At 34.5% G+C, this 12,155-nt stretch carries 14 protein-coding genes; 8 read left to right on the top strand and 6 right to left on the bottom strand.

Annotation, left to right across the window (positions count from 1 at the left end; all coding sequences use genetic code 11):
• Nucleotides 1–32: 32 nt before the first annotated feature.
• Nucleotides 33–599, bottom strand: coding sequence for a hypothetical protein (locus tag ACJJVJ_RS05660; RefSeq protein WP_405369477.1), 567 nt, complete (start codon nt 597–599; stop codon nt 33–35).
• An 86-nt stretch (nt 600–685) separates the two neighbouring features.
• On the opposite strand from ACJJVJ_RS05660, the gene ACJJVJ_RS05665 reads away from it, so the two are divergent.
• The gene (locus tag ACJJVJ_RS05665) at nt 686–1,291 is read left to right on the top strand and encodes an IMPACT family protein (RefSeq protein WP_405369478.1); all 606 of its coding nucleotides are present in this window, start codon (nt 686–688) and stop codon (nt 1,289–1,291) included.
• An 88-nt stretch (nt 1,292–1,379) separates the two neighbouring features.
• Here the strand turns inward: ACJJVJ_RS05665 and ACJJVJ_RS05670 are convergent, their stop codons facing one another.
• Nucleotides 1,380–1,784, bottom strand: a complete 405-nt coding sequence (locus tag ACJJVJ_RS05670; protein ID WP_405369479.1) for an acyl-CoA thioesterase — start codon at nt 1,782–1,784, stop codon at nt 1,380–1,382.
• A 192-nt stretch (nt 1,785–1,976) separates the two neighbouring features.
• On the opposite strand from ACJJVJ_RS05670, the gene dnaA reads away from it, so the two are divergent.
• Genes dnaA through ACJJVJ_RS05685 form a run of 3 tightly spaced genes read left to right on the top strand, consistent with a single transcriptional unit; the run spans nt 1,977 to nt 4,585 of the window.
• A complete protein-coding gene (gene dnaA / locus ACJJVJ_RS05675) occupies nt 1,977–3,404 on the top strand; it encodes a chromosomal replication initiator protein DnaA (RefSeq protein ID WP_104515608.1) in 1,428 nt (475 codons plus the stop codon).
• Between the two features lie 8 nt (nt 3,405–3,412).
• The gene (locus tag ACJJVJ_RS05680) at nt 3,413–3,874 is read left to right on the top strand and encodes a low molecular weight protein-tyrosine-phosphatase (protein WP_405369480.1); all 462 of its coding nucleotides are present in this window, start codon (nt 3,413–3,415) and stop codon (nt 3,872–3,874) included.
• A gap of 21 nt (nt 3,875–3,895) precedes the next feature.
• Entirely contained in the window at nt 3,896–4,585 is a 690-nt protein-coding gene (locus ACJJVJ_RS05685) for a tetratricopeptide repeat protein (protein WP_405369481.1), read from the top strand.
• Here the strand turns inward: ACJJVJ_RS05685 and ACJJVJ_RS05690 are convergent.
• From ACJJVJ_RS05690 to ACJJVJ_RS05705, 4 genes are all read right to left on the bottom strand, one after another.
• Nucleotides 4,582–5,634 carry an AMP-binding protein gene (locus ACJJVJ_RS05690; RefSeq protein WP_405369482.1) on the bottom strand — a complete coding sequence of 351 codons (1,053 nt, stop codon included), beginning with the start codon at nt 5,632–5,634 and terminating at the stop codon, nt 4,582–4,584. The genes ACJJVJ_RS05685 and ACJJVJ_RS05690 overlap by 4 nt on opposite strands.
• Entirely contained in the window at nt 5,606–6,580 is a 975-nt protein-coding gene (locus tag ACJJVJ_RS05695; protein WP_405369483.1) for a CPBP family intramembrane glutamic endopeptidase, read from the bottom strand. Before ACJJVJ_RS05695 ends, ACJJVJ_RS05690 begins: the two co-directional genes overlap by 29 nt.
• Nucleotides 6,581–6,582: 2 nt before the next feature.
• A complete protein-coding gene (locus ACJJVJ_RS05700; protein WP_405369484.1) occupies nt 6,583–7,626 on the bottom strand; it encodes an o-succinylbenzoate synthase in 1,044 nt (347 codons plus the stop codon).
• Between the two features lie 214 nt (nt 7,627–7,840).
• Nucleotides 7,841–8,290: a DUF4442 domain-containing protein gene (locus ACJJVJ_RS05705; protein ID WP_104515429.1), complete on the bottom strand. Its 450-nt coding sequence runs from the start codon at nt 8,288–8,290 to the stop codon at nt 7,841–7,843.
• 310 nt (nt 8,291–8,600) lie between these two features.
• Here ACJJVJ_RS05705 and ACJJVJ_RS05710 point away from each other — a divergent pair, with 310 nt between their 5' ends.
• The 4 genes from ACJJVJ_RS05710 (at nt 8,601) to ACJJVJ_RS05725 (ending at nt 12,153) form a co-directional block, all read left to right on the top strand.
• Entirely contained in the window at nt 8,601–9,101 is a 501-nt protein-coding gene (locus ACJJVJ_RS05710) for a DUF4870 domain-containing protein (protein ID WP_405369485.1), read from the top strand.
• A 1-nt stretch (nt 9,102) separates the two neighbouring features.
• On the top strand, nt 9,103–9,444 hold the full coding sequence (locus tag ACJJVJ_RS05715) for a PadR family transcriptional regulator (RefSeq protein WP_104515431.1): 342 nt from the start codon (nt 9,103–9,105) through the stop codon (nt 9,442–9,444).
• Entirely contained in the window at nt 9,441–11,216 is a 1,776-nt protein-coding gene (locus ACJJVJ_RS05720) for a PspC domain-containing protein (protein ID WP_104515432.1), read from the top strand. The genes ACJJVJ_RS05715 and ACJJVJ_RS05720 overlap by 4 nt, the downstream gene beginning before the upstream one ends.
• A gap of 112 nt (nt 11,217–11,328) precedes the next feature.
• Nucleotides 11,329–12,153, top strand: a complete 825-nt coding sequence (locus ACJJVJ_RS05725; protein ID WP_405369486.1) for a GIN domain-containing protein — start codon at nt 11,329–11,331, stop codon at nt 12,151–12,153.
• The last annotated feature ends 2 nt before the right edge of the window (nt 12,154–12,155 follow it).

A 12,155-nucleotide genomic window follows, 5' to 3' on the forward strand; every position in this document is an offset into this window, starting at 1 on the left:
GAAAGGCTTTGATTAATTTATAGGAATGCGTTTTATCTAGTAAAAGAAGCAAAACCTTCTATTTCTGTGCGCTGGCTAACACCACTTATTACCTGTGTCACATCTGAAGCCACAGTAATTTCTAAATCTGTAGCAGTTAATTCTACGATGGTATAAACCGCATTTGCATCAAAAACGGTTCCAGCTCCATTAGCTGCAAAGGTGATATTTGAACCATTAATAGTATAGGTACCAGACTCAGCTAGAGTACTAGTGCTTTGTCCTTGAGAAGCTCCTGCAAGAAAAGTCTCTATAGTTAAATCACCATCAACCGTATAAGTTCCATCTGTATTAAAAACTAAAACTGCATCAGAACTCACGAACTCAATATCTACAGTAAGCGATATCGTATTACCCATCACAACAGATGTCGTTGTAGATTCTGTTTCTGTGTCTGCATAATCCCAAGAGCCTACTATCAAAGTAGTATCTACACTACCAGAGCCACTACCGCTACCACTACCTCCTGTAGCACCAGAATTTAAACTAGGGTCTAAAGGTTCGGTCTCACAACTAATTATTGCGGCTGATAAAAATAATAAGGCTAAGATCTTTTTCATTGGTTAAGTTTAATAGTTATTTTGCTAAAATATTCTAACTAATCGCTTTCACAAGTTCTTAAGATTGCTTTAACATAATTTTATAATTGGCAGATTCCTACAAAACAATAACAAAACCTACCACAGAGACCTTATATAAGGACAGAGGTAGTAAATTTTACGGCTATGCTTTTCCTATTACTAGTGATGAAGAGGTGAATGATTTAATAGCTCCATTGCGTAATAGACATCCTAAAGCTGGACACCATTGCTATGCATGGAAACTGGGCGCAGACGATAATAACTATAGAGCAAATGATGATGGAGAACCCAGCCACAGTGCAGGTGACCCAATATTAGGGCAAATTAATTCTTATGAATTGAGCGATGTTCTAGTTGTAGTTTCAAGAATATTCGGCGGTACTAAACTAGGTGTAGGTGGCTTAATAAGCGCTTATCGTGAGGCTGCAAAAATAAGTTTAGAAACCGCTCAAATAAAAGTACGCACCATCACCGCATCTATTGAGATCAAATTTGAATACCCACAAATGAGTCAGGTAATGAGATTTATAGATGAAAATAATTTTAAAATAGGAAAACAAGAATTAACTGCTAGCTGTATTATCAACATTGATGTTCCAGCATCACGACAAGAAGCCGTCATCGCTCAAATCAATAAAATGTACCCTATAAAAGCAAAAGCAATAGAATAAATGATTGTATGATTATCATCATTGATTTTATAAAAAAAAGGAAAATACAGCGTTATTAACTAACAGAAATTGTTAAGAACCTACATAATTAGAATAATTGCTCACAAGCTTTAAGGAATTCTGGAATAGGTTTTCTAGGCCTAAAGGTTTTTGCATCAGTAAATACTAATGTTAGATCACATATTGCACAGAGAACACCACTGTTGTTAACTATTTCATACTCAAAAACAACCCTTGTGGTAGGCAGTGATTTCAGTCTGATTTTGACAGAAATTTCCTCCCCAAATTTGATCGGATTTTTGTACTTAATATCGATATTATATACAGGTAACAACACACCATTTTCTTCCATTTTAACATAGGAAAAACCTAATTGATTCAACCACTCTAACCTTGCTTGTTCTAAGTAAATCAAATAGTTAGCATGATGAATAATTCCCATTTGATCTGTTTCTGAATATCTAGGCTTTATGTTAATTGTGATAGTATCCATAATAATTTATAGTTATTAATTAGGTTTTAAAAAAAGAAATATCCTTGCGACTTTTTTTTCAGAAATCAAACCTGAAATAAATTTTTTTTAAGGTTTTTTATACACATATTTGTCATCGATTTTAACAACAGGATTTCTTTGTGATTTTTAGTTCTTAATCGACCCAACTCTAACTTGAAAAAAGTAATATATATGACACTGACTGCAGAATCGGTATGGGACAATTGTCTAGCTTTTATAAAGGATAATATTGCACCCCAAGCTTACAAAACTTGGTTTGCACCTATTAAGCCGGTAAAGCTAACAGATACTGCCTTAAGTATTCAAGTACCTAGTCGTTTTTTTTATGAATGGCTAGAAGAACATTATATAAAATTATTAAAAACTGCCTTAACACGTGAACTAGGCGAGGGAGCAAAATTGATCTATGCGATCAAGATGGAGAACCCTACAAAAGGTATGGAAGCCTTTACTGAAAAAATACCTAGTAGTAACCGCTCTATTAATAACTCGCAGTCTGTAGATGCGCCAGTTAGAAGTAAAAGTCCAGAGCTTAAGAATCCATTTATTATTCCTGGAATAAGAAATGTAAAGATCGAGTCTCAACTTAATCCTTCTTATAACTTTGAAACTTTCTTAGAAGGTGATTCTAACAGACTAGCACGTAGTGCTGGTATGGCTGTTTCTAACAAACCTGGTGGAACTAGTTTTAATCCTCTATTAATATTCGGTGGTGTAGGTTTAGGAAAAACACATCTTGCACATGCGATAGGTGTAGGTATCAAAGAAAACTACCCTGACAAAACAGTACTTTATATAAGTGCTGAAAAATTCACACAACAGTATATTGAATCTGTACGTAAGAATAATAGAAATGATTTTATTCACTTCTATCAAATCGTAGACGTTCTTATCGTTGATGACATTCAGTTCTTTGCTGGTAAAGCAAGTACACAAGATGTTTTCTTCCACATATTTAATCACTTGCACCAAAATGGTAAACAAGTGATTCTTACAAGTGATAAGAAACCTGTAGACATGCAGGATATTGAACAACGCTTACTTTCTCGTTTTAAATGGGGACTTAGTGCAGAGTTAAATCATCCAGATTATGAAACTCGTGTTTCTATAATCAAGAACAAACTATATCGTGATGGTGTAGAAATGGATGATGATGTAATTCATTATCTAGCAGACAACATTAAGACCAACATTAGAGAATTAGAAGGAGCTATCATTTCTTTAATCGCACACTCTTCTTTCAACCGAAAGGATATCACTATAGATCTTGCTCGCAAGATTGTAGAGAACTATGTAAAGAACACAAAACGTGAGATTTCTATAGATCAAATACAACAAGTAGTAAGTGACTATTTCTCAATGGATGTAGAAACACTACAGTCTAAGACACGTAAACGTCATATCGTACAAGCGAGACAACTAGCTATGTATTTTTCTAAGAAACTTACTAAGGCATCTCTAGCAAGTATAGGTACTCAAATAGGTAAGCGTGATCATGCTACTGTTTTACATGCTTGTAAGACTGTTGATAATCTTGCTTCTACTGATAAGCAATTCAGTAAATATGTTGAAGATTTACATAAAAAACTTTCTAACTAGAAGCTATTATGACTAACATATTAATGATATGTTTAGGTAATATTTGTAGATCTCCTCTTGCTGAAGGCTTGATGAGATCTAAATTAAATTTTACAAAATTTAAAGTAGACAGTGCCGGTACAAGCGGAGGTCATAAAGGACAAGCTCCTGATAAAAGATCCATTGCTATAGCAAAGAAAAACGGACTGGATATAACAAATCAAAAAAGTCGCAAACTCTTAAAAGAGGACTTTCAGAAATTTGATTATATCTATGTAATGGACCAGTCTAATTATGATGATGTCATCTCACTTACCTCTACAGAAGAAGAAAAGAAAAAGGTTATCAAAATATTAGACGAAGCTTTTCCAGATGAAAATCTAGATGTACCAGACCCTTATTATGGCGGCACACAAGGTTTTGAAAGCGTATATCGCATGCTCGATAGAGCTACAGATGTCATTGCTAAGAAGCTAGACAAAACCTATTAAACCCATAGTAATACGTTATTTATGAAGAGTTTATCTATAGTTGGTCTTTATTTTATACTTATATTTTTCTTATGCTCTTGTAATACTTATAATCCAAGAAACGACTGGAATGATGCAAATGTTTTTAGTTCTAGAGGTGAATATATAAGAGCAAATAAACTTTATGATAAAATCATTAAAGAGCAACCGGATAATATTCCTGCTTTGATTAATAGAGGTGTAAATAAATCAATGCTTAATGACTACACTGGAGCCATTAAAGATTATCTAGCAATATTAGAATATGATTCAACAAATACTCTTTCTTTAGTAAATTTAGGTAACAATTATAAACGACTTGAAAATTACAATAAAGCTATTGATTGCTATACCAAAGCTTTAAAAACTAAAGGTTCAATCAAATCTGACAGTTTATATATAGAATTTCTTGAAACTCCTTTCTCTAAAGGTAGCTCTCCCTATAACGTGCGTCAATATGAAATTGAATTTGAACGAGGTATATCATACTTAAAATCTGATAAATACAAACTTGCAATAGCAGATTTAGAACAACCTCTTAAATACAATTTTGAACCTGTTACAAGTATTTGCTATATAGGAGAAGCTTATTATAATTTAAATGATACGATTAATGCAAGACTATACCTAGAAGAAGCTAGTAAATATAGGGATGCTGATTCTATTGACATGCTCAAGAAATTAAATAATTAATTTTTATTAAACAATTTTTCTAAAATCACTCTCTTATCTATTTTACCTGTGTGCGTTAAAGCAAACTCTTTTACAAAGTAAATTTCCTTAGGTACTTCAAATTTATCTAGCTTTTTAAAAGCTTTTTGTAGATCTCTTTCTTCACCTTGAATTACAAGAACAACTTTTTCACCTAATTCTTCATCTTCCCTAGCAGATAAAAAGAAAGGTTCTAGAATATGTACTGACAACTTCTGTTCTACTTGTGCTGGATGCACTTTTACAGATCCAGTATTAATAACATCATCTACCCTACCCAGTATTTTAAACTGATTCTCGTTTATTAAATCTACAAGATCGTTTGTAACTAAAGATGTTCTCGCCAGTTCTGGAGCATGAATAACTAGTTTACCTTCCTCATCTTTCTCTATAGTTACATTTTCCACAACAGAGTAATTCTCTTCATAAGAAGGATATAGTTGCCTTACCGCAATATGAGAAGCTGTCTCTGTCATTCCATAGGTATGAAATGCTTGCGTGTGTTTTCCACTTAATCGATCGATTAAACCTTGAGAAACAGCACCACCACCTATGATCACTTTACGTACCTTATGAATATCGTCCAAAGATTTAGAAACTTGCAACGGTGACATGGCTGTAAAGTCATATCGCTTTTCTACCTTTTTTAAAGGCATAGTACTAGGTTGTACTAGATCTATGTGCCAGCCTAAAGTCATGGCACGCACAAGCATCATTTTACCAGCTATATAACTTAAAGGCAAACAACATAGCACATCTTTTTCTATTCCTATATCAAAGCGTTTACCTGTCATAACAGCACTATTAATCATATGCTGTTTTTTTAGTTTATACTCTTTGGGAATACCAGTAGAACCACTAGTTTTAACCGTAACTACATCAAAGTCATCTAACCAACTCAGTAAAAAATCACCTACTTGCTTTTCCCATTCTTCACCTTCTTTTACATAACTATATGCAACAGTCATCACTCCTTCATAATCTAGAGAGTGACCATTTAATTTAAACGTGGGATGTATGGTTGGGATCATAATTAGTTTTTAAGGCAGGTACTTCTATTTTACCGAACAATTTATCTTTCCAATTGTTCCATTTATATTTCTTAGCAAACAATAAAATTAAAGCAGGATAATAAATAAACATAGGTATAAAAGTCTCCCATGTTGCAGTGGGATCTGATGTATCTATCAATAGAGAATCTGTTTGAAATGCTGTCCAGTCTGCTGTTACTAATAACGCAATGAATAAATTATTTGCAGCATGAAAACCTATGGCAAGCTCTGTACCTTCATCCATTAAAGTAAAAGTCCCTAAAAGAAAACCAGTACCTACATACCATATCATGACGATATACCCCATAGTAGCAATTTCTGGATTAAAAATATGCATCATCCCAAAAACAACTGAAGTAAGAATATAAGGAACTGCTCTATTACCAGATATAATTCCTAATCCCTGCATAGCATAGCTTCTAAAAAACAGCTCTTCCCATGTAGTTTGTATAGGTACTAAAGCGATTGCAATAACTGCAAGTATCGCAAAGTTAGTCGCGTCATAATTCCATATATAAACCTCTGGCGCACTGTAATACCCTATTAAAGTAGTTGCTATAGATACAAGTCCTACCACACCAAAGGCAAAGAAAGCTCTATTCCAATCAAATTTATCTCGTGAGGTCGTAGATGCTGTCCAGCTTAACTTATGAATATATTTAATCCACAACCACCACACTAGCGTACCTACCACAAAACTGAACATCAATAAAAAGAAAGTAACATTTTTTGAAAAGGTATTCATTAATGTAGACTCATCTAGATTGTTTAATGCATCTACCCCATGAAGCGTAAATTGTTCATAAATTACAGCAATAGTGAATGGCATAGCACCAAAAAACTGACAACCCAAAAATATTACCACGGCACCTATCAGCCACTTCCACGTATCATGAAAACCGTTTGCACCTCTTTTAATAAACATATTTAAAACTTTATTTTATTAGTATCCCAATTGCCCGATGTGTTACACCACAACTGTCCATTTTTAATCTCTAGTGGCGCCTCGATATTATTAGTATATAGAGAACCTGTACCTAGACCTTGTGGCATTTTATTACCTAGCGTGTACGTAAATTGTGCAATTGCATTAAGACCTATATTAGATTCTAGTGCACTAGTAATCCACCAGTCTATATTTCTTTCTGTAGCGAGATTTATCCATTCTCTACTACTTTGAAAACCACCTACTAGAGCAGGTTTTAAGATAATGTATTGCGGTTTAATAACATCTAGACAGGCTATCTTTTCTTCTATATTATAAAGACCTATTAATTCTTCATCTAGCGCAATATCTAGCGGTGTTTGCTCACACAGTTTTGCCATATCATCCCATTGGCCTTGTTTAATAGGCTGCTCGATGCTGTGTACATCGTACTTTGCAATTTCTTCTAGTTTACCCAATGCATTTTGAGGTGTAAAAGCTCCATTTGCATCAACTCTTATAGTGATCTCGCTTTCGCGAAAGCGAGAACGTATCAATTTTAATAGACTCATTTCTGCTTCAAAATCGATAGCACCTATCTTCATTTTAATGCAATCAAATCCAGCTGTTAGTTTTTCTTCTAGCTGTTGCATCATAAAATCTTGATTTCCCATCCACACGAGCCCGTTGATAGAAATAGCATCTTGTCCTTCTGTAAACATAGACGGAAACAATGTAAAGGGATCGCTGGATTGCAAGGACCTCATCGCCATTTCATAACCGAATAAAATAGAAGGCCATTTTTTTAAAGCCTCCATCATCTCTACCGGTGATAAATTAATATGATCACAAGTCCATTGCAGTTGTTTTTCAAATTCTGGTCTGTCGTCTATAGAAAGACCAGAAAACATATTCACCTCTCCTACACCTTGTTTATCACCATTATCGATAATAAGAAACCAAGTGTTTTTGGTTTTTAAAATACCACGAGATGTTCCTGCCGGTTGTTTAAATTCTAAAACGTATTTCTGGAAATGTGCTTTCATGAAGTAAAAATAGAGAATAGAACCATTAAGGTAGGTATAAGTATGAAAACTTTACTAACTCCGAGAAATTTCCAGCAGATCCCAGATAAATTTGGAACTAACTATTTCTTTAAATCAACTAGGCTCAAGCCAAATTTTCTGGGATGGTCAGAGTGAATAAACTACATGAGACAGCGCACAAATCAACCTGTCTACTGCTCACTGAGACTATAAACTACTTTCTCTTAACTGTCCACTCAAATTGGAATTCACTCACTTGTACACCGTCTTCATTTACACCTTGAGACGTCATCCATACCGTCTGTCCCTCGCCAGTTGCGACAGTTTTTTCTATCGCCTCTTTAATAGCAAGTCCATCGTGACATTTAAAGGTAATGCGGCCGGTAGCTTTTTTAGTAAAAGTCGCTTTATTATTTGCTACTAGCATAGAGACACGAGCATCGCTTTTTTGAATATAAGACATAACCAGCGCACCTGTGGAAAGTTCGGCAGCCATGGCTTGTACAGCAAAATACATACTTTTAAATGGATTCTGATTGAACCATTTATGCTTTACGGTTACCGTACAGTTCTCTGCATCTATTTCTTTACACCTCACACCACTCCACCAGCAACTAGGTAATTTTAAAAATGTAAAGGCATTAATTTTCTTGGGCGTGATCATAAGATGGTGTTTAAATCGTGTTTGGGAATTTAATAATTAAATCGCTTTTTCAAGTTAAAAACCGAATTCTATTTACATTTTTTTGTATGCAATGAATAAGAAATCACTTCAAACCAACTAAATATTTAAAAAACAAAAACGAATTTTAAAAAATAAATTAAGATTATAAAAACTCTGAAAAGCCTTGTAATCATTACGCTTTCGCGAAAGCGGAACTTTAAAAATCAATAGGTTACAAAAAAATATATGGTACTTTGTATTGCATAATACTATCTTTTAACCATATATTTGCATAAGAAAATAATAGGCTATGGAATCAACGAACCAAAACAACCACAATAATATTGCTACCGGAATTCATTTATTGACATTCGGTAAATGGCTTTTCCCCTTAGGTAATTTTATTCTACCCATTCTTTTATGGATGATAAATTCTAAGAAATCTGATTTTATCGATAGACATGGTAAACAGGCCATCAACTTTCAAATGAGTATCACACTTTATACTATCGTACTGGCTTTTATAGGTGGCGGTATTATAATAGGATCTATGATTTCTGGCGGCCCTAGTTTATGGGAAGCAATGAATCATGGTCATGATTTTCCATTTTGGGATGATATGGGAATTTTTAGCACCGTAATAGCTAGTGGATTTATATGCGGTACTTTAATATTAATACTGGCAGTAATAGATCTAGTATGTACGATTAAAGCTGCTATAAAAGCGCATGATGGTCATGATTACAATTATCCTTTAACGATTAACTTCATACCTCATCATACTGAGGTAGAAGTACCTAATAATAACTAATATGAAGATAGAAAACACAAAAGCGCAAATGCGTAAAGGCGTACTGGAGTACTGCATTCTATCCATCTTAAAAGAAGATGACGCCTACGTGGCTGAGATTCTAGGAACTTTAAAAGATGCTAAAATGCTGGTGGTAGAAGGAACTATTTATCCATTACTCACGAGACTTAAAAATGCTGGATTGCTTAATTATCGCTGGGAAGAAAGCACCAGTGGACCACCACGTAAGTATTACGGACTTACTGAAACTGGTAAAATTTTCCTTACAGAACTGACCACAACCTGGGACGATCTTAAAAATGCAGTTAACCTAGTGACCATACCTAAAACTAAAAAATCATGAACAAGACCATCAATATAAACCTAGCTGGGCTGTTCTTCCATATAGACGAAGATGCCTATCAAAGACTGCAACGTTATGTGGCAGCGGTACGTAAATCATTTGCCGGTACTAGCGGCGCAGACGAGATAATGAGCGATATAGAATCGCGCATTGCCGAGCTTTTTCTAGAAAAAAGGGCTAATGAACAACAAGTAATCTCTATTCAACACGTCGAAGAAGTGATTAACATCATGGGACAACCTGAAGACTATGAGGTTGATGAAGAAATATTTGAAGAGCAAACTTCCAGAAGTAAATTCAGAACTCCTGGTAGAAACAAACAACTTTTTAGAGATACACAAAACGGTTATGTAGGTGGTGTTTCTGGAGGTATGGGATATTATCTCGGTATAGATGCTGTATGGATAAGAGTTGCTTGGGTTTTACTTGTATTCTTTAGTGTAGGATGGGCGATACCTATCTATATATTGCTATGGATTCTTGTACCTGATGCGGTAACTACTAACCAGCGTCTAACCATGATGGGAAAGGAAGTAAACATCTCTAATATAGAAGAGAATTTTAAGCAGGGTTTTGAGCCCGTGGTCGATGGGCAGACTGACGCCGACCACCATATTGTAGGTCAAAAAGGTAAACGTGGTTCTATTAAATTCTTCGGTTTTTTGGGGAAATTAATCAAAGGCTTTTTTAAAGCTCTAGTTAAAATTATAGGGCTTATAGTTTTCTTAAGTGCTACTACTGCTCTTATAGGTCTTGTTGTTTCTTTAATTACGGCTAGCTTTATTGATGTAGATGGACAGAATTTAATTCACTTCTTTGATGTCGTGATACCCAACCATCAGGCTTCATGGATTTTATTAACGGCTATTATTTTTGCTGTCGGTATTCCTTTACTAGTACTCGCTATTTTAGGTCTTAAATTATTAGTAAATAATTTGAAATCTATCGGTATGCCAGCAAAAATCATTCTTGTGGTACTGTGGATCATTTCTGTAATTGTACTTAGTGTTTCTGTTGCAAGAATAGCTGCGACACAAGCTTATGACGGTAATGTTATAGAGGTTCAAGAATTTTCTATCGATAAAGAAAAGGTGTTTGAATTGCAGTTATTGAAAGACGGTAATCTAGGAGACCAGACTTATGTAACTAGCAATGGTTTAAAAGTTGTTGATTATAATGGAGAAAAAGCCGTTCGAAAAAATAACGTTTATATAGCATTTGCTACGAGTAGAGATAGTCTAGCACGAGTGAGTGTTAATTTTAAGGCCAAAGGAGACTCTTTTGACACCGCAAAATTAAATGCAGAATCACTGGTCTATGATTATGAGATTACAGACTCTTCCTTTACTGCTCCTAGTTACTTGATTGTTCCTAAAGGTTCGGGCGTGTTCGGTCAACGAGTGAATGTAACCATCTATTTACCTAAAGGAACTAAAGTTAAGTTTAATAATAGCTTTAAAGACCGTTATGATTCCTGGATGACTGACGAAGCTTTAAGAATAGAAAAACGCTATGACGGTTCTTATGAGTATGAGATAAGTGATGGAAAAACAATATGTCTAGAATGTCCTAAAGATGGTAGTTTTAGATCTAGACACAATAATTCAAATGAAAACGACGCTCTAGATACTAATAGAATTATCGATTCTACAACTACAACAGATGGAAAATGGAAATATGAAGATGACGATGTAGAAAACGATGACAAAATTACAGTGACAACCAAACTAGATCTAGGCGGTATAACTATGGAGACCACAGATACTTATTAGATTGTAATTTTCAGTTGACGTTCTACCCTTGTGATTGAGATGTAGAACTCTTAGCCGCTCCAATTCATGTTGGAGCGGTTTTTGTTTTACCTTTACCAAATAAAATAATACAATGAAAAAATTACTACTATTTGTGTTTGCATTAAGCACTACTATAATGAGTGCTCAAGATCTTATTAAGGTAAAAGGAAACCGTGAGGTTACTACCGAGATAAGTCCTATCGATCCCTTTGAGACCTTAGAGATTAATGGTGATTATGAAATAGAAATTATTCCTGGAGCTTCTCCTCAAGTAGAGATCACGACAGATTCTAATCTACACCAGTATCTTGCTGCAAGAGTTATAGATGGTAAACTTGTGGTTACTACTACGGCTAAAATACGCTCTAAGAAAGAGATGAAATTCAGAATTATTTACGGTCCAGAATTAAATAAAATCACTGTAACTGATGACGCACAACTATCGTCTGTAACTAGTCTTCTTTTTGAAGATCTAGAATTGAACATAGAAAAAGATGCCGAAGTTTATTTAACCGCAACTGTAGAAAGATTAACTCTTAATGCAGAGCGTAGTACAGAGGCTGAATTGAACCTTACTGGTAAAAGAGCTGTTGTAAATCTAGACAACAACACGACTGTAAAAGCACTAATTAAATATGACGACCTAGAGTTAAACATGAAAGATCGTGCAGATGCAACCATAGAAGGTGATATTAAAACTGGTTATATACAGTTAAAGAGTAAAAGTAACTTTAAAGGAGAAAATTTAATCTTTAATAAATTAGATCTAAATATCACTGATAACGCAGACGCTGTTATTAATGTAAAAAACCAATTGAATCTTGAGTCTAGTGGAGATGCTAAAGTAGAGTTGCACAACTCTCCTAAAATCGATTTAAATAAATTTGCTGGTAAGTCTGTTCTTAGTAGAGAATAAAG

It is taken from the genome of Nonlabens sp. Asnod2-A12, from assembly GCF_045063745.1.
Taxonomy (GTDB): domain Bacteria; phylum Bacteroidota; class Bacteroidia; order Flavobacteriales; family Flavobacteriaceae; genus Nonlabens; species Nonlabens xylanidelens.